The sequence below is a fragment of the uncultured Roseibium sp. genome, from assembly GCF_947494555.1.
In the GTDB taxonomy this organism is placed as follows: domain Bacteria; phylum Pseudomonadota; class Alphaproteobacteria; order Rhizobiales; family Stappiaceae; genus Roseibium.
Genome location: NZ_CANLVF010000004.1, coordinates 222,070 through 239,121 on the forward strand (window position 1 = coordinate 222,070; position 17,052 = coordinate 239,121).

A 17,052-nucleotide genomic window follows, 5' to 3' on the forward strand; every position below is an offset into this window, starting at 1 on the left:
ATCCAGACTGTTGCCGGATCGCCTCCGATGCCTCACCTTATAGGATGGTGGGCCATTTCCGTAGCCGTGCACTGCCCTTACTGCTGCGGGATACGAACCGGAGGTGCCTTTGAGCTCGAAAGACAGCGATCAGGATCCCGAACGGCATTCTAATCCGGACGCGTCCGGCTGGCGCCGGTTTATCCAATCACGCCTTGATACGCTCATAAAGCAAAGCCGCTCGGCTCTTTTCGTTGAGCGCGTCTGGCGCGCCTTGATGCCCGTTCTCGTCGTGACAGGAATTTATGTCGGGCTCTCATGGCTGGGATTGTGGCTGGTGCTTCCCGTCTGGCTGGGTCTGGCGGGGATCGTGTTGTTCGCGGCAGCGCTGGTCTGGGCGTCCGCCGATCTGTTCCGGTTGCGCTGGCCGTCGCGCGAAGACGGGCTGTCTCGCGTTGAAAAGTCGTCCGGGCGCAGCCACCGGCCGCTGACCGCCCTTGAAGACGAGCTTTCAGTCGGAAACGAAAACGCGGAAAGCCGTGCCATCTGGGCGCTTCACCAACGCCGGACCGCCGAAGCCGTCGCATCGATCCGCTCCAAGGCACCGGATCCGCAGGCATACCGTCGCGATCCCTGGGCCTTGAGGGTTCTTGCCGCCAGCCTGCTGATTATCGGATTCACGACGGCAAGCGGCGATCATCTCGGACGGCTTGCTTCGGCGTTTCAAAACCCGTTCAAGACCGTGGAACCGCCAAGCCGGCTTGATGCATGGGTCACGCCGCCGATCTACACCAGCGAACCACCGGTTTACCTGACAGGCGAAAGCGCACAGCTGCGCGATCCGGGCGCGCCTGTTTCGGTGCCTGAAGGGTCGATTCTGGTCGTAAGGTCGCAAGGTGCGCGCGAGGTTGGAATGACGTTTGCCGGGCCGTTCGACACGGAACCGCGCGTCGTTGAGCCGGATGAGACATCGGAAGACACTGATGCGGAGCTCGCCAAGCTCCTGCCCGTCGAACGGCGCCTTACGCTCGAAACGACAGGTGTCGTCGAACTCCTGGATGGCGAGGAACCGTTCCTGACGTTCGTTTTTGATGTCAGACCGGACGATGCTCCGGAAATCCGATTGACGGACGATCCTGAGGAACAGCTCAGCGGCGCGCTGAAATTCTCCTATCTGGTGAATGATGATTACGGCGTGGTCTCCGCGGAAGCGCGCATTACGCCGCTTCCCAATCCGGACCACCAGGACCGTGTTCCGCGCCCGCTGGTCGATGCGCCGCAGTTCCCCTTGTCGCTGCCTGCGCGCACCGGGACGGCAAAGACCGCTGAAACAATCCGCGACCTGACATCGCATCCCTGGGCAGGCTCGGATGTCGATCTGACGCTTCTGGCGCGCGACCAGGCATCCCAGGAAGGCCTTTCACCCGCTTATCGCATCACGCTGCCGCAGCGCCGGTTCAGCAAGCCTCTGGCACGGGCCGTTGTAGAGCAACGGCGGAACCTGGCCCTTGACGCTCAGAACCATGCGCAGGTCATTACCGCCATGGATGCGCTGATGCTTGCCCCGGACCTCTTCGATATCAGGGCGCGCAATTATCTCGGGATGCGGTTTGCCTATGGCGAACTGGTCCAGGCGCAATCCGATGAGGATCTGAAGGCGATGCTGCCGCTCCTCTGGGATCTCGCGCTTTCCATTGAAGACGGTGACCTCTCGGCTGCAGAAAGAAAACTCCGCGATGCACAGGAGGCCTTGCGCAAGGCGCTTGAAGAAGGTGCGAGTGATGAAGAAATTGCCAAGCTGACTCAGGAGCTGCGCGAAGCACTCAACGAGTACATGCAGGCCCTTGCCGAGCAGATGCGGCAGAACCCGCAAGCCATGCAGCCGTTTGACGGCAACCAGCAGACCCTCAATCAGCAGGATCTGAGCGAGATGCTGGACCGCATCGAGGAGCTGGCACGCACAGGGTCGCGCGACGCGGCGCGGGAACTTCTGGCCCAGATGCAGCAGATGCTTGAAAACCTGCAGGCCGGCCGTCCGCAGATGATGCCAAATGGCATGAACAGCGAGATGATGGAAATGCTCAACCAGCTGGGTGAAATGATCCAGCGGCAGCAGCAGTTGATGGACGAAACCCATAATTTCAACCAGGACCAGCAACGCCAGCGTGGTGGCCAACAGCAACAGCAGCAAGGACAGCAGCAGCAGGGTCAGGGCCAGCAACTGACCCAGGAGCAACTCGAACAGATGTTGCAGCAGCTGCAACAGGGTCAGGGCAATCTGGCGCAACAGCTGCAGGAGCTAATGGAACAGCTCGGCCAGAACGGTATGGGCCAGAATGAAGCGCTCGGTCAGGCCGGGGAATCCATGGGCGACGCACAGCAGTCCCTCGGCGAAGGTCAGGGCCAGCAGGCGCTTGGCCAGCAGGGAGATGCACTCGACGCGCTCCGGCGCGGCGCGCAGAGCATGACCGAGCAGATGATGGGTCAGGGCGAAGGTGCCGGCAACCCGAACGGACCGTCGCCGATTGATGAGGATCCGCTCGGACGCCCGCGCAGAACGGAAGGGCCCGATTTCAATAACCGTGTCCAGATCCCGGACGAGATCGACGTCCAACGTGCCCGGCGTATCTTGGAAGAACTGCGCAGGCGCTTTTCCGACCCGTCCCGGCCCCAGCTCGAACTGGACTACCTGGAGCGGCTCCTGAAGCGGTACTGAGCGCCATGGAAGATGATCTGTCGCGCTCTGATGCTTTGACAGTCTGAATTGATTGGCAGAATCAAAACGCCCCGGAAATTCATCCGGGGCGTTTTGCATTCAGGCGAACGGCAATAGCGAGCCTAGTCTGGCCTGCTAAACCTTCGAGCCAATCCCAGGGCCCCGATCCCGGCAAGCAGGAGTGGTAGCGAAGCCGGCAGCGGGACCGGGACGGGTGTCCTGCCGCTGATGAAGCTTCCCTCGTCTCCGTGGCGGACCGGGGAACAGTTCCCGCAATCGACAAACCCGGTGCTGGTGAGCGAGAACTGGTTCACGGTATCTGCCACCAGGGGTAAAAGAGCGACAGCCGTATCGAGAACGTCGAGACCGCTGAAGCCAAGACCGAGACGCAATACCCGCTCGCGGTCCGGCCCGGGGAGATAGGTCACATCGTCGGTTTGAAACTGGATGAAGCTGAAGCCGTTTTGCGTGAAAGCCGAGGCAACGTGGCCCGCGCTGTCATTGCTGAAGGTTTCTCCCGGCAGAACGTGTCCGCCGCTGAACAGTCCTCCGGAGACGGTTATGTTCCAGGCGGTGGCAGCGTTGAGGTCGCTGTCCCAAACGAAGTTGCCGACAGCCGTCCCATTGTCCTCGAACTGAAGGTCCAGCTGCCACGTGACCGGGGCTGCCTGGGAAGAAACCGCCCAGGTGCTGAAAATGATTGCCTTAAAAAGTGTCCTGAGTATCACGATGCTCTCCGTCGCCGTAAGTGTTGCTTTGTTGCGGCCTCACTTCAGAACGCGACAAAATTCTGCTGTTTCCTGGACCCGTTTGAGCCCAAGATTGATCTTTTTCTCCAGACCAAAGCCGACCAGATGAGCTGAAAACGCTCGCGCTCGATCGATTTCGCTTTGCCAAGATCCGACAGTAATTTCGCGGACTGCTGAGTGGATGGCCTTGCCAATCGCCACGGAGACTAGGGTTTTCGTTTCCGCTCCAGAACCCGAATCGCGACATAGGGGCTTTGCAATTCTGCACGACGCCCCAGAGGGCAAGTGTTCCCGTTAGAGACCCGCCGCTCCTGCAGATGTTTCTGTCTTGAGCAGAGGCGGGCCGTAGGGACAGTCGATCAGGTATCCCCAGCCGCCATTGGCGAGCCGTTTTGCCACCTCGGTGGACCGGCCTTCGGCTATTACGGTGCCGTCCGGAGCCAAGACGCGCCAGGTCGCGCACAACATGGCCGTATCTCCGACGATCACTTCGCTGGTGACGTTGCTTTCAATCCTGGGCCTGACCTCAAGCAGCTCCTCGAACGCGGCGCGTGCACCGGCAATCCCGGATTTCGGGGGCTGGTCCGGCGGGAAGAAGATCAGGCAGTCGGGGTGAAACATCGACACGATGCCATCTATGTCGCCGTCCTCAAGGTAAGCACTCACGCAGTCGGCAATGTCTCTTGGCCGGTGCGCAATTCTGCCGGGTATTGTCATATTAAAGTTCCTGATCTGTATTGAGAGGGGGAGGCCAAGCCGCGTGTGCGTTGGTCCTAAAAATCAAACGGACCGGCTTCCCGGATCTTGTCGGGTAACCAGGTTTCATGGATGTGGAGCCATTTGAATGGCGGACCTGGTTGCAGCACCGCGCTGGTAACGCGCGCATTGTTTGGAAGGTTTGACGCGAATGCACCTGCCTGCCACTCGGTATAGGTGGCCAGAACCATGTCGCCGCTTCCATGCCTCACAAAGACGTCCCGGATTTCAATTCTGAAGTCCGTGTTCGAGCCGTATCCGTTCTCGAACATCTCCTTGAGTGCGTCGTAGCGGTAGACTTGCCCTTCCGGGGAAATGAAGGTCACGTCCCGATCGAACCGCGCTAGAAGGCACGGCTCCAGTTGATCGCGCGCTATCGTTCCGGTGAACCATTGGACAAAGAAGTCATGCGCATCGACGATTTCGTTCCGGATGTCATCCAGGAGTGTGCTCATGGTGGGTCCCTCAGGTCGCGTTGCGCTCGCCATTGTTGTCGATATCGAGCAGCAGTTTCCAGGATCCATCAGGATGTTTGCGATATGTCAGGACAAGCCGTCCCGCGCCGCCGCCTTTCCGGCCTGTTTTCTTTTCCGTAAACTCGACTGTGAAATGGCCGACCATCAGCGCCTGATCGCCATAGACCTTGAAATGTTCGATTTCGAAGCCGGATCTGAATGTGTTGGCTTCGATGCGAGGCCCGTATTTGTCCCGGATGGCCTGAATGCCGACTGTTGTCGGTTGACGTTCGTTGCAGACGACGACCTCAGGATCGCAGGTCTTGACCATGCGCTCCAGATCGCCGCTATCCAGTCCTTCCATCCAGTCGTTAAGCGCTGCCATTACGGCGTCTTTGTCGTCCATGTCTGTTCTCCTTCGTTGGTGTGACCGTTCTCTTGCCAGTGAAAATAAGAATGTGATACTGTAAGAAAAATACCTATTAATCTTACAGTTTGATCGAAAAAGCGAACAATGAGGCGCAATCAGCTCAGCGACATGTCCGTGTTCGTCGAAGTGGCCCGTGTGAAGGGCTTCAGGGCGGCGGCTGAAAACCTGAAGCTCAAGGCAGGATCTGTCAGCGAGGCCGTGCAGAGGTTTGAAGACCGGCTGGGTGTGCGTTTGTTTGAACGCTCAACACGCTCTGTTGCGCTGACGCCGGCAGGCGAACAGCTTTACCGTCGGAGCCTGCCCGCAATTACGGACTTGGAAACAGCGATACGCGAACTCGACGCGCTCAAAGACACAGTTGCCGGAACCCTGCGTATTTCCGCGCCCTACAGCGCGGGCGCGTTTTTTCTGGACGATCTCGTGAGCGAATTCGCGTTGCTCCATCCCGATGTTGCGGTCGAACTGATTTACGACGATTCGAAGGTCGACCTGGTCGAGGCAGGTGTCGATGTGGCGATCCGGTCCAACACCCTTCTGGAGCCGGATACCCACGCTCTGCCGATTGGCCCCGAGCTGCGCATGGCAATTGTCGCTTCCCATTCTTATCTGGAGCGGGCAGGAGTTCCGACGTCTCCCGAATACATTCTTGATCACGAGGGAATTTGCTTTGCTTTCGGCCGCGGTGACCGGCTGGCTCCCTGGATGTTCGACGGCAAGGACGGCCTTTACAGCGTGATGCCCCGGCCGCGCATGGTCGTAAATGATCTCAGGGCGCTTTTGACCTATGCCCGCGCGGGCCTTGGCCTTGCTTATGTCTATGCCGACATGGCGGAAGCAGATCTTGCAACAGGCGATCTCATTGCCGTTCTGTCCGGAGCAGTCCCCTCTTTGCCGCGGTATTCACTGAACTATCGCAGTAAAAGACATATGCCGCGCAGGCTCCGGGCTTTTATAGATCTAGCGAGGAAGACCCGCAGGAAGTCGCCGTGATCCTGTGACTTTTTAGCCTGATGAGTTTTCAAGCATGGCAAAGCCGTTTGAGGTACATGAGCGGTTGAACGAATTGCACCGCGCTCTTGGTGATCAGAGTGGTGACGCCACGATCATCGCTGCAAGAGACTTCACCCTGTTTCGCCTTCGATCAGTTCAAATCCCATGTCCCACCGAAGGCGCACAGGCGTGTTGGAAAGTTGCTGGAGAATATTGCGGGCTGCGCGGCGTCCGGTCTCGTAGCGGTTGGTGAGGATAGTTGTCAGACGCTTCGGCAGGTTCTGTCCACTTTCAAGTCCGCTGAACCCTGCAATAGCCAGACGATCGGGAACTGAGATTCCGGCTTGCAGACAGTGCATCAAGCCGCCGGTTGCTGCAGTGTCATTGGAAAAGAAAACGGCATCGCGATCCGGTGCTTGTTCGAGGAGCCGTATCAGCCCGCTTTTTCCGGATGCCAGGTTTGGGGGACGGTTGAAAAGATCCGGTGCGAAAATGCCGAAGCCGTGACGTTCCAGTTCGGCCTTGATGGCCTGAAAGCGGATTGCTGCGGCATAGTCACTCTCGTTCCAGCCCACATACCCAAATCGCCGGTATTTTTTTGTGACCATATATGCGGCCAATGCCCGGCCGGCTTCGGTGTGATTGAGCCCCACACACATTTCTATCGGGTCTTCCGGCAGGTTCATGATTTCCACAACCGGAATGTCGGCATTCAGCAGCACATTGCGGGTTTTCGGCGAGTGACGAACGTTAGACACCACAAAGCCAGCCGGGCGCCAGGACATCATCGAATAAACGAGTTCTTCTTCCTTCGCGATGCTGTAGTCGGAAACGCCGACAACGGCTTGATATCCTTCCCGGTCCAGCATCTCCGAGATCCCGCTCAAGACTTCCGTGAAGACATGATTGGACAAGGACGGAATGATCACGGCGACCTGGTTGGATCGCGCCGTTGCGAGCGATCCTGCCATCCGGTTTTCGACATATCCCAGTCTGTCGATCGCAGCCAGAACCGTCTTCCTGGTTCCAGCCGAGACAGTGCCGGATTTACGCAGAACCCTTGACACGGTCATTTCGGAAACGTTGGCCGCTTCTGCTACGTCCTTCAAAGTTCTACGTTTTCTAATTTTAGTCAATGGAACTTACCTAATTGTTAGCGGCAAACAATCTAACAATAGAACGCCCCTTGAGGCTTGTATAGAGTTTCAAAAAGAGGTTGGGGCGCGGGACGGAAAACGCACTCAAAAATCGCCAGGAAGTAAAACCAAGGGTCTTGGAACAAGGACACATGAGTGAATTTGGGAAGTTGAAAATAGCGATTGTCGGCGGGTCTCTATCAGGCTGTATTGCGGCAACGCTGCTCTTTCGCGCCGGACACGAAGTCACCGTCCTGGAGCGGTCGCGCAGCGGCCTTTTGGGACGTGGCGGAGGGCTGACCACATCGCGCACCGTTCTTGAGGAACTCAAGTCACTCGATCTGCTTGACGCCGGCTTTGCGGCTTCTCCGTTCCACACGCTGAAAATGTCGAAACTGTCGGAAGAAAACGCATATGTCGGCCGCTGTCCGCTGACCCGGCCAATCGACATGCATTGCGTCAACTGGGGAGGCTTCTGGCAGAATCTGCGTAAACGCGTTCCGGATGAAATCTATTTCCAGGGAAAGACCGTCTCGCAGGCGGAGGAAACGGATGGGTGCGTATCACTGACCTTGGAGGATGGCAGCACGGAAGCATACGACCTTGTGGTCTTTGCCGACGGCTACCGGTCCGCAGGCCGGAAGCTTCTGTTCCCCGATATCGACCTGTCTTATCGCGGCTATTTCGTCTGGCGGGGGGTGCTGCCGGAAAGTGAAGTGAACGACTCCGATCCGTTGAACGATCATCCACGCTATTCCTACAAGAATATCGATGGCAGTTTCGTGTCCTTCATCATCCCTGACAGCAGCGGCTCAATGATCCCCGGCGAGCGCATCATCAACTGGGCCGCCTATATTCCGTTGCCTGCCGAAGACCTGCCGGAGTTCATGCTGGACAATGACGGCCAGGCGCGGAGCGGGTCCATTCCTTCCGGGGCCATGCGCCCCGAACAGGACACTGACCTCAAGACGCTGATGACGGAGCAATTGCCAAGCTACTACGGCGAAATTCTCAACAAGTCTCAGGGCAATCAGATCCAGCTCATCTACTCCTGCGCATTGCCTGCCTACCGCAAAGGGCGCATGTGCCTCGTCGGCGACGCCGGCATGATGGTGCAGCCGATGACCGGCGCCGGTGTCTTCAAGGGGTTTTCGAATGCCCTCGACCTGGTCGACGCGCTCGGCAGCGGCAAGGATCTCGACAGTGCCCTTGAAAGCTGGTCGATCCGCCAGACACGCGTTGCCCACCGGATGCTCGAGATGGGCCACGAAATGGAGCAGGCCTTTATCTGGAACACAATCGATTTGGCCAAAGCGAGCCCGGAGGAATGCGAGCTTTGGTGGGAGAAATCCATCCGGGTGCCGGAGGAGTTTTCATACTTTGCCACATAAGGCTTTGTGGAATTGGGAGGAATGGAATGAGCGGGGTGTCCCTGCAGAATGTAACCAAATCGTATGGAAGTCTGACGGTTATTCCCGACCTGTCCCTTGATATTGCGGAAGGGGAATTCGTTGTGTTCGTTGGTCCGTCCGGATGCGGCAAGTCGACGACATTGCGAATGATTGCGGGCCTAGAAAAGGTCTCCGGCGGTCAGATTTTCATCGGTGGGCGCGACGTTACCTGGGAACGGCCCAAGTCACGCGACATAGCCATGGTGTTTCAATCCTATGCGCTTTATCCGCACATGAACGTGGCGGACAACATGTCGTTTGCGCTGCGTCTGGCCGGCACACCGAAGTCTGAAATCAACGAGCGTGTCCGGCGGGCGGCCGACATGCTCGAACTGACCGACTATCTGCACCGGAAGCCGCGTGACCTGTCAGGCGGCCAGAGGCAGCGTGTCGCCATGGGGCGTTCCATTGTACGCGACGCCTACTGCTTCCTGTTTGATGAACCCCTCTCGAACCTGGATGCAAAGCTGCGCGCATCGATGCGCACCGAACTTGCGTTGCTGCACAAGCAGCTTGAGCGCACGATGGTCTACGTCACGCACGACCAGATCGAAGCCATGACAATGGCAGACCGGATCGTGATCATGAAAGACGGGGTCATCCAGCAGGTCGGGACGCCCAAGGATGTCTATAACACTCCGGTGAATACGTTTGTGGCAACCTTCATAGGCTCTCCATCGATGACACTTCTGCCTGGAGAACTGTCCGAACAATCCGGGTCCATGCGCATTCACGGCAGCGGGTTCGAACTGCCCATCCCCGACAGGCTTAAGTCCCGCGCGGGCGCAAGCCCAACCAAGGCCGTCACCATGGGAATGCGGCCTGAACACTTTGCCGCAGAAGCCAGAACCGAGGCCTTCGCACCCGTCAATCTGGAGGTCAAGGTGGCCGAATACATCGGCTCCAGCCAGTTCCTTGCGGCAAATCTGGGCGGGCAGGATGTAACGGCCGCGGTCGAAGTCGGACCGGAAGCCGACCTTCTGGGGGACGGCCAATATTACTTCGATACATCAAGACTTTACCTGTTTGACCGGGAGACGGGTCAGGCACTTTAAGCGCTGCTGAGCATCAAAGTCAGCCGCAGGCAATTGCAGTAGTAATTCAGGGAGGATGAAGACTATGAGGCATGTTTTGAAGAAAGGGCTGCTGTCGATGGGAGCTTTTGCTTTCGTCACCGCGGCTGCATTCGCGAATCCATATGAAAAATTCGAGGGAACCACGATCGTTGTCTCTTGGCCGGCACTGAGCCACTTCAAGAAAGCCGAGGATCTCGTCGCAGAGTTCACCGAAGAGACCGGTATCGAGGTAGAGATTGACGCGCTTCAGTATCTCAAGCTTCGGGACAGGCAGCTGTTGGAAATGTCCAAGAACGAAGGCGAGTATGACGTTGTCAGCTGGGTTGTCATGTGGAAGGGCGAATACGTTTCCAAAGGCTTGCTGACACCGCTCTCCCAGTTTTACACGAGCGGGTCTCTGGTCGATCCTAACTATGACCTTGACGATATCGCTGATGCCTATTTGCAAAATGGCGGTGTCGTCGGCGGAAAGAAAGGTTATATGCCCGGTAAGTCCGGCGCGATGTACGGTGTGCCCTTCGGGGCGGAAACTTCGATCCTGGCCTATCGCAAGGACATATTTGAAGAACAGGGACTGAAAGTTCCCGAGACCTATGACGAGTTGCGCGATGTGATGCAAAAGCTCCACGAAGCCGGCATTCCCGCGCTCACCTCCCGTGGTAAAACCGGGCACCAGATTACCGCTGCCTGGCTATTGCACCTGGCGCCGCTTGGCGGGAAAATCTTCGACGATCAGTGGAACCCGGTCATCAACTCGCCCGAAGCTGTCGAAGCGGCGCAGGTCCTGCGCGAAGTTGCGCAGACAGGGCCAAAGGGCATTCCGACATTCGGCTTCGGCGAGGCCGCCGCGGCCTTCCTGCAGGGCGAAGCGGCGATGCATCTCGATACGCTCAAGATTGCCGCCATGTCCCGTGATCCGAAATTGTCGAAAATCGACGGCAAGGTGGGCTACGCTCTCCATCCGGTCGGGAGCCGCTGCGGATCGGAAACCGGCGGTTTTGCGGCCGGAATTCCGGCCAATGCACCAAACAAGGAAGCCGCTTTCCTGTTTCTGCAGTACATGACCTCCAAAGCAGGCGACCAAAGGATGGTTGAGCTTGGCGGCGATCCTGTTCGTATTTCAACGCTTAAGAACAACGCCGACAAGTTCGACGAATACGCCGTTGTCGCGGAACAGCTGCCGTGCGCAGATCCCGACTGGCGGCCGCTGATACCGGAATGGAACGAGCTCAACATTGATGTTCTCGGTCAAGCGTTGACGGAAGTGATCACAACGGACAAGCCGATCCAGCCCATCATGGACGCTGCCAACGAAAAGGCACGGGCCATCATGGAGCGCGAAGGGTACTACCTCTGGCAGTAATGCATCAGCTGCGGGGAAAACTCCCCGCAGTTTTCTTCCGATGAAGCATTTCGACAACGACAGGATCCGCCGGTGACCGTACTCACCCAATCGCGCAAACCGCGTTTTGCCGCGGAAACGATGACGCCCTATACGTTTATCACTCCGGCAATTCTTGTCATACTGGGCGGTCTTCTCTATCCGGTTTTCATGGCGTTTTACCTGTCGTTCTACGACTGGGAGATCGGTCGCGATCTCGCCAAAGCTCCGTTTATGGGCGTCGACAACTTTGTACGGATGGTGCAGGACCCCCAGGTCTGGGAAGTTCTTTGGGTGACCCTGCGGTTCGGTTTCTGGACAATAACCATTGAAATGACGCTCGGCGTGGCCTTGGCCCTCCTTTTGGAAAAACCCATTCGGGGCGCTTCGTTCTTTCGGACGATCTTTATCCTTCCGCTGATGGTTTCGCCGGTGGTTGTCGGCCTGATCTGGCGGTATCTGTTCGATGCGCGCATTGGCTGGATCAACTACTATCTGGGGGCCTTCTTCGGTATCGAGCCGCAAGTCTGGCTCGGAGATGCCGACCTGGCATTCTTTGCCATCGTCTTCACAGACATCTGGCAATGGACTCCCTTCATTTTCATCATTGTGATCGCGGGACTACAGGCCCTGCCGTCCGAGGTGGTGGAAGCGTCCACCATCGACGGTGCGAATTGGTATCAGCAGGTTTTTCTGGTGAAGCTCCCCATGATCAAATCGATCCTGGTCATCGCCTTGCTGATGCGCCTGATCGACGTGTTTCGCGGTCTTGAGGTGATGCTGATCATGACCGGAGGCGGGCCAGGCAGAGCAACGGAATTGCTTTCGCTCCACATCTACAACAGGGCGTTCGACACGCAGCAGCTCGGCTACGCGTCGGCCATCTCGGTGCTGCTGATCCTGATCGTCTTCGCAATCAGCACGGCGATCCTGACCATGGCCAATCCCATGAAGTCCAAGTCTGACGTTTAAGGACCTGAAAATGAACGACACATTCCAGCGTCAGCTTTATCACTACAGCGCCTTGATCTTCCTGGCGCTGATCGCGCTCGCACCGATCTGGGTGATGGTCGCCACTTCATTTAAGGACGACGTTCTTGTTCAGGACGGTACGCCCCTTTGGTTTTTCTTTCATCCGACACTTGAAAACTACGAGTACATTCTGACGCGCGGCAAGTTCGACCGCTACCTGACCAACTCGATCATTGTCGGCGTTGCCTCGACAATCATTACCTTGCTGCTGGGCGGCTTTTGCGCATACGCACTTGCCCGCCTGGATTTCAAGGGCCGTGCACTGATGGCAAATTCCACACTTCTGGTGCGCATGGTCCCGCCGGCAGTGTTGGCTGTACCTGCTTTTGCCTTCGTGACATTGACCGGTGTTGACAGCGATCTGGCCGTTCTCACGTTTTTCTATACCGCGCTGAACCTGCCTTTCGCGATCTGGCTGCTGTTCGGCTTTTACAAGCAGATTCCCGTTGAATTGGAAGAAGCGGCCATTGTCGATGGCGCGTCGCCGCTGCAGGTCTTCTTCAAGGTGCTCTTTCCGCTCATGACATCGGGGTATGCTGTCGCGGCAATTTTCACGTTCCGCATCGCCTGGAACGAATTCATTCTGGCTCTTCTTCTGACCGGCAGAACAACCCGTACGCTGCCTGTAGGAGCGGCCGGGTTTATCACCGACACGGGCATCGAATGGGGGCGGATCATGGCGATGGGCACGTTGATCGTCATCCCGCCGTTGCTCTTCACCTTTTTCGCGGCACGCCAAATCATTGCGGGCATGACAGCAGGCGCTGTTAAAGGTTGAGTGCGGGAGCTTATTGGTCAAAGATTTAGTCTGACGGAACCAATCAGCGTCAGGTTTGGAGCAGCGGACACATTCTTGTCGTTCCGGATTGTCCGGAGCCCGTGTTTCCGCCGAGCCGGTAAAATGCATGTGAAATCGTGAAATGCCTAAAGGTCTCCCGCAGGAGACCGAGCCGCTGCCTCAAGCGTATCGGCGCGTATCCTGTGGCAGTTCACCGGCGATTGCATCGCGCACAGCCTTGCGGATATCGACGAGGGAAAACGGTTTGGTGATCACATCGTGAACCAGCGCATCCAGTCCGTTTGCCCTTTCGCGCTGATCGGCGAAGCCGGTCATCAACAATATGGGCATGTCCGGGTGATCGCGCGCGGTGTGAAGAGCAAGCGCGATCCCGTCCATGACGGGCATCTTGATATCGGAGACTAGGAGATCGAACTGACCTTTTTCGCGCGCCAGAACTTCAACGGCTTCGCCGCCGTCTTCGGCTATGTCCACCGCATGTCCGTCAAGTTCCAGAGCGCGTTTTACAAAGCTCCGGACCGCGTCATCGTCTTCTGTAAGAAGAATGCGAGCCATGCTCACTCTCCTGTCTTGCCGTCAGCCGCGGCTTCGTCTTCGGAAGCAACGACGTATCCAATAAAGGGCAACTGCCGCCACGCATGGCCCATATCCATACCGTATCCGACGACAAACTTATCTGGACAGGCAAACCCGACATAGTCTGCAGATATGGCAGCTTTGCGGCGCTCCGGTTTATCCAGCAACGCCGCTATCTTTACGGAGCGGGCATCACGCTCGATCAGTCGCTCGCGTGCAAAAGCGAGAGTTCGTCCCGATTCCAGAATATCATCCACTAAAATGATATCGCGGTTGTTAACGTCGCTTTCAACATCGCGCAAAATACGGATGTTCTCGGAACCTTCAGTGCCGGCACCGTATGAGGACAGGTGAATGAACTCCATTTCGGGTTCCAGCCCGGCACGATGCATCGCGCGGACAAGATCGGCTGCAAAGATAAAACTGCCCTTCAGAACGGCAACCACCAGAAGGTTTTGCGGATTTCCTTCGGCGATCTCTTTCGCCAGTGCCGCCACACGCATTGCGATGGCATCTTCGTCGAAAAGAGTTCGAATATTGGCTGTCATGGTCACTCAAGTACTATCTGGCGTTTGCCGCGGTCAATAAAACGAACCTGGATGTCGGAAGCCTCTTCCGGCGGGTCTGCCAGAATTGTTCTGAACCGGGTTTCGTCCAACCCGTTTAGCGCTTTTGTTCTCGGTTCGACAGTCCAGGCATATACTTCCTGAAGATCCGAATTGCGAATCGACAACCGGACAGCAGGCACCGCATTGGTCTCGTCTGCGAGATTACGGATTGACCCCTCAACCACAAGAACCTTTTTGCCGGCCTCGATTTCGGAGAATGTCCGCAGGTTCCGGAACTCCAGACCGCGCAAGTTTACCTCAAAACCGATGATCTGGAACAGACTGGCAAGATCCGGCGATTGCTTGACCATGCTGTCTCTCATGAAGACAAAGGAAGCCAGAGCACCAAGGGCAAGTGTAAAAATCAGAATTCCGCCTAACCGGCGAAAGTTCCGTCTTGCAACCCAGGAGAGGATGGCGCCGATATGATTGCGGCGAAACTTGTCCGGATTGACGACGATCTTCGGGCGCTTTGCCCGGGACTCGACGTCTTCCGGGGCGTCTGCTTCGCCCTCTGCTTCATCATCGGCAAGATCAGCGCTGAATTTGTCTTCATCTGTGTTTTCGCTCTCGTCTTCCGATGGAGAGGAAAATTCCACGTCATCACTAGTGTCGGCATCACCAGCGTCGGCATCGCTGTCGTCAGTGGCTGTCTCGTCCGTTGCCGCATCTTCGTCGGTGTCGGCCTTTGCGTCCGCCGCCCAGTCCGCCTCGTCCCTGGCCGCTTCCTCGCTTTTCTGGTCTGTGTCCGCTCCGGCGTCGGTGTCCTCAAAGGAATCTGGGCCATCGTTGTCGTTGTCCGGCGAAACGAACCAGCGATTACCGCATTTGGCACATTTGACGCTCCGGCCTTGCGAGCCGACCGCCTCTGCCTTGATTTCGTAGGACGTACTGCAGTCCGGACATGTGATCTTCATGCGGGAAGACCTTTCGTCATGGCATGCTCAAGCGCTATTCTGATGTGACCGACCGGGCCGAAATCCGGCATGAAATTCTGGACAAATGCCAGCAAATCCAATGACGGGCTTTCAGGTTTCTAAAGGACCTTTATATGATTAATGGACCGTTAACGGCCTGGCTATAGCGTCTGTCCATCAACAGGAGACATGTGTGTGATCCGCTTTGAAAATGTCGGATTGAGATACGGCATGGGACCGGAAATCTTGCGGGACCTGACTTTCCAGGTCGAGCCGCAATCGTTCCAATTCCTGACCGGGCCGTCCGGGGCCGGCAAAACCAGCCTGATCAGGCTTCTATTCATGTCCCTTCGCCCGACGCGCGGGCTCATCAAGGTGTTCAATCGCGACCTGAGCGTGATCGACAAACAGGAATTGCCGAAACTGCGCCGCAAGATCGGGGTCGTGTTTCAGGATTTCCGGCTGCTGGATCACCTGACCACATATGAAAACGTCGCGCTGCCTCTGCGCGTGGTCGGGAAACCGGAAAGCGAGTACCGTTCAGATGTGGTAGATCTTCTGAAATGGGTGGGCCTTGGTGACCGGATGCATGTGCTTCCGCCCGTCTTGTCGGGCGGGGAAAAACAAAGGGCGGCAATCGCACGCGCGTTGATCACACGCCCTGAAGTTCTGTTGGCTGACGAGCCGACCGGTAACGTGGATCCACCGCTTGCACGCCGCCTATTGCGTCTTTTCATTGAGTTGAACAAACTCGGCACTTCCGTTGTGATCGCAACGCACGATATTGCCTTGCTGGAACAGGTCGATGCACGGCGCATGGTCCTGGCTGACGGGCGTCTGTCGATTTTTGACTAGTCTGATCCGGGAAACGAACGGTCCACGGCGGCAAACACACAACCAGGCATCACGATGGCGGAACCAGACGAAACAGAATCAGAGCAGGCGCCCGCCGTGGAAGTTAAACCACCAAAGCGTCCTGCAGGGGCGAAACGTTCCCGGAAAAAATCCGCGCCGAAGCTGAAAAAACAGGACCAGGGCGATGAAGCAAAGCTTCGTCCGGCTGCGGCGATCGTGCCACCGCAATCCGTTGCCGGACGTGCGCTGACGCTCGTGGTCGCGATCATGAGCTTCCTCGCATGCCTGACAGTGGGAGCGGTTTCCATCGTCTGGGATGCGGCCGACGCCTGGCAAAACGATCTGGTCCGTGAAATCACGATCCAGATAAGGCCGACCGAAGGCGTTGATATGCTTCGCGAGATCGACAAGGCTGTTGCGCTGGCTCAGGAGTTTCCCGGCGTTGGGTCTGTTCGCGCCCTTTCGGATGCCGAAACAAAAGCCCTGCTGGAGCCCTGGCTGGGCGAGGGATTGCAGCTCGACGGTCTCCCCGTTCCAAGACTCATTCAGATCACCGTCAGTGATCCTGCCCGGCTTGATCTGCCACAGCTGCGTAATTCCGTTTCCCAACAGGTTATCGGAGCCAGTGTCGACGACCACTCGATCTGGACGTCGCGTCTGTCGGCAATGGCAGGCGCTGTGGTCGCCGGCGGCTTTGCGATCATGGTCCTTGTGCTCGGCTCCATGGTCCTCAGCGTTGTCTTCGCCACACAATCGGCCATGGCCGGAAACAAGGATGTTGTGTCGGTGCTTCATTTTGTCGGCGCCGAGGACGGGTTTATCGCGCGCGAGTTCCAGCGCCATTTCCTTCTTCTCGGCCTGAAAGGAGGCGTATCTGGGGGTGCCGCCGCGATATTCACATTTGTCGTTCTGGATCTGCTCACACGCCAGGGTTCGGGCCAGGCGAGCTCGGATCAGGTGTCCGCGTTGTTCGGTTCTGTCTCCGTCAGCCTGCCAGGTTACTTCGGCGTATTTGCCGTCGTGTTTCTCGTTGCAATCCTGACGGCGGGCACATCTGGCATCGCGGTCAAGGCACATTTGGCAAAAGTGGATTGATTTTAGTGAGGAATGCCGTGAAATTGGCCGAATCAGACATCACAATCGCGA

General features: G+C 57.2%; 17 protein-coding genes. 9 read left to right on the forward strand and 8 right to left on the reverse strand.

Translation table 11 applies throughout. The annotated features are described in order from the left end of the window. The first annotated feature begins 109 nt into the window (after positions 1-109). Positions 110-2,695 (forward strand): TIGR02302 family protein, encoded by a 2,586-nt coding sequence (locus Q0915_RS20000; RefSeq protein ID WP_299477762.1) that lies wholly within the window; start codon positions 110-112, stop codon positions 2,693-2,695. 122 nt (positions 2,696-2,817) lie between these two features. Here the strand turns inward: Q0915_RS20000 and Q0915_RS20005 are convergent, their stop codons facing one another. The 4 genes from Q0915_RS20005 to Q0915_RS20020 form a co-directional block, all read right to left on the reverse strand. After that, complete coding sequence (locus Q0915_RS20005) at positions 2,818-3,423, reverse strand: VPLPA-CTERM sorting domain-containing protein (RefSeq protein WP_299477764.1); 606 nt, start codon at positions 3,421-3,423, stop codon at positions 2,818-2,820. Between the two features lie 315 nt (positions 3,424-3,738). After that, the gene (locus Q0915_RS20010; RefSeq protein WP_299477766.1) at positions 3,739-4,161 is read right to left on the reverse strand and encodes a nuclear transport factor 2 family protein; all 423 of its coding nucleotides are present in this window, start codon (positions 4,159-4,161) and stop codon (positions 3,739-3,741) included. A gap of 56 nt (positions 4,162-4,217) precedes the next feature. Further along, on the reverse strand, positions 4,218-4,655 hold the full coding sequence (locus Q0915_RS20015) for a hypothetical protein (protein WP_299477769.1): 438 nt from the start codon (positions 4,653-4,655) through the stop codon (positions 4,218-4,220). 10 nt (positions 4,656-4,665) lie between these two features. After that, a complete protein-coding gene (locus Q0915_RS20020) occupies positions 4,666-5,061 on the reverse strand; it encodes a nuclear transport factor 2 family protein (protein ID WP_299477772.1) in 396 nt (131 codons plus the stop codon). Positions 5,062-5,169: 108 nt separating this feature from the next. Here Q0915_RS20020 and Q0915_RS20025 point away from each other — a divergent pair, with 108 nt between their 5' ends. Beyond that, positions 5,170-6,075, forward strand: coding sequence for a LysR family transcriptional regulator (locus Q0915_RS20025; RefSeq protein WP_299477775.1), 906 nt, complete (start codon positions 5,170-5,172; stop codon positions 6,073-6,075). Between the two features lie 131 nt (positions 6,076-6,206). On the opposite strand, the gene Q0915_RS20030 is transcribed toward Q0915_RS20025, so the two are convergent. Then, entirely contained in the window at positions 6,207-7,184 is a 978-nt protein-coding gene (locus tag Q0915_RS20030; protein WP_299477778.1) for a LacI family DNA-binding transcriptional regulator, read from the reverse strand. 179 nt (positions 7,185-7,363) lie between these two features. Here Q0915_RS20030 and Q0915_RS20035 point away from each other — a divergent pair, with 179 nt between their 5' ends. The 5 genes from Q0915_RS20035 to Q0915_RS20055 all read left to right on the forward strand — a co-directional run bounded on the left by Q0915_RS20035 (position 7,364) and on the right by Q0915_RS20055 (position 12,929). After that, on the forward strand, positions 7,364-8,602 hold the full coding sequence (locus Q0915_RS20035) for an FAD-dependent monooxygenase (RefSeq protein ID WP_299477781.1): 1,239 nt from the start codon (positions 7,364-7,366) through the stop codon (positions 8,600-8,602). 26 nt (positions 8,603-8,628) lie between these two features. Continuing rightward, the gene (gene ugpC, locus Q0915_RS20040; protein WP_299477783.1) at positions 8,629-9,717 is read left to right on the forward strand and encodes a sn-glycerol-3-phosphate ABC transporter ATP-binding protein UgpC; all 1,089 of its coding nucleotides are present in this window, start codon (positions 8,629-8,631) and stop codon (positions 9,715-9,717) included. 64 nt (positions 9,718-9,781) lie between these two features. Next, positions 9,782-11,101 (forward strand): sugar ABC transporter substrate-binding protein, encoded by a 1,320-nt coding sequence (locus Q0915_RS20045; RefSeq protein WP_299477786.1) that lies wholly within the window; start codon positions 9,782-9,784, stop codon positions 11,099-11,101. Positions 11,102-11,173: 72 nt separating this feature from the next. After that, entirely contained in the window at positions 11,174-12,091 is a 918-nt protein-coding gene (locus Q0915_RS20050) for a sugar ABC transporter permease (RefSeq protein WP_299477789.1), read from the forward strand. 10 nt (positions 12,092-12,101) lie between these two features. After that, positions 12,102-12,929: a carbohydrate ABC transporter permease gene (locus tag Q0915_RS20055; RefSeq protein ID WP_299477792.1), complete on the forward strand. Its 828-nt coding sequence runs from the start codon at positions 12,102-12,104 to the stop codon at positions 12,927-12,929. 180 nt (positions 12,930-13,109) lie between these two features. Here the strand turns inward: Q0915_RS20055 and Q0915_RS20060 are convergent, their stop codons facing one another. From Q0915_RS20060 to Q0915_RS20070, 3 genes are read right to left on the reverse strand one after another with little or no spacing between them, the layout of a single operon-like run. Next, on the reverse strand, positions 13,110-13,505 hold the full coding sequence (locus Q0915_RS20060) for a response regulator (protein ID WP_299477795.1): 396 nt from the start codon (positions 13,503-13,505) through the stop codon (positions 13,110-13,112). Positions 13,506-13,507: 2 nt separating this feature from the next. Continuing rightward, on the reverse strand, positions 13,508-14,074 hold the full coding sequence (gene hpt / locus Q0915_RS20065; protein ID WP_299477798.1) for a hypoxanthine phosphoribosyltransferase: 567 nt from the start codon (positions 14,072-14,074) through the stop codon (positions 13,508-13,510). Between the two features lie 2 nt (positions 14,075-14,076). After that, positions 14,077-15,051, reverse strand: a complete 975-nt coding sequence (locus Q0915_RS20070; RefSeq protein WP_299477801.1) for a zinc-ribbon domain-containing protein — start codon at positions 15,049-15,051, stop codon at positions 14,077-14,079. Between the two features lie 195 nt (positions 15,052-15,246). On the opposite strand from Q0915_RS20070, the gene ftsE reads away from it, so the two are divergent. Together ftsE and Q0915_RS20080 are read left to right on the forward strand one after the other, a co-directional pair. Beyond that, a complete protein-coding gene (gene ftsE, locus Q0915_RS20075; RefSeq protein WP_299477804.1) occupies positions 15,247-15,906 on the forward strand; it encodes a cell division ATP-binding protein FtsE in 660 nt (219 codons plus the stop codon). Positions 15,907-16,002: 96 nt separating this feature from the next. After that, positions 16,003-17,001: an ABC transporter permease gene (locus tag Q0915_RS20080; protein ID WP_366525303.1), complete on the forward strand. Its 999-nt coding sequence runs from the start codon at positions 16,003-16,005 to the stop codon at positions 16,999-17,001. Positions 17,002-17,052 lie beyond the last annotated feature (51 nt).

What these genes read in the sequence shown, in the direction of transcription:
- hpt (WP_299477798.1), bottom strand. Translation starts at nt 14,074, where the DNA reads ATGACAGCCAATATTCGAACTCTTTTCGACGAAGATGCCATCGCAATG.
- Q0915_RS20055 (WP_299477792.1), top strand. Translation starts at nt 12,102, where the DNA reads ATGAACGACACATTCCAGCGTCAGCTTTATCACTACAGCGCCTTGATC.
- Q0915_RS20060 (WP_299477795.1), bottom strand. Translation starts at nt 13,505, where the DNA reads ATGGCTCGCATTCTTCTTACAGAAGACGATGACGCGGTCCGGAGCTTT.
- Q0915_RS20020 (WP_299477772.1), bottom strand. Translation starts at nt 5,061, where the DNA reads ATGGACGACAAAGACGCCGTAATGGCAGCGCTTAACGACTGGATGGAA.
- Q0915_RS20035 (WP_299477781.1), top strand. Translation starts at nt 7,364, where the DNA reads ATGAGTGAATTTGGGAAGTTGAAAATAGCGATTGTCGGCGGGTCTCTA.
- Q0915_RS20025 (WP_299477775.1), top strand. Translation starts at nt 5,170, where the DNA reads ATGAGGCGCAATCAGCTCAGCGACATGTCCGTGTTCGTCGAAGTGGCC.
- Q0915_RS20010 (WP_299477766.1), bottom strand. Translation starts at nt 4,161, where the DNA reads ATGACAATACCCGGCAGAATTGCGCACCGGCCAAGAGACATTGCCGAC.
- Q0915_RS20070 (WP_299477801.1), bottom strand. Translation starts at nt 15,051, where the DNA reads ATGAAGATCACATGTCCGGACTGCAGTACGTCCTACGAAATCAAGGCA.
- Q0915_RS20045 (WP_299477786.1), top strand. Translation starts at nt 9,782, where the DNA reads ATGAGGCATGTTTTGAAGAAAGGGCTGCTGTCGATGGGAGCTTTTGCT.
- Q0915_RS20015 (WP_299477769.1), bottom strand. Translation starts at nt 4,655, where the DNA reads ATGAGCACACTCCTGGATGACATCCGGAACGAAATCGTCGATGCGCAT.
- ugpC (WP_299477783.1), top strand. Translation starts at nt 8,629, where the DNA reads ATGAGCGGGGTGTCCCTGCAGAATGTAACCAAATCGTATGGAAGTCTG.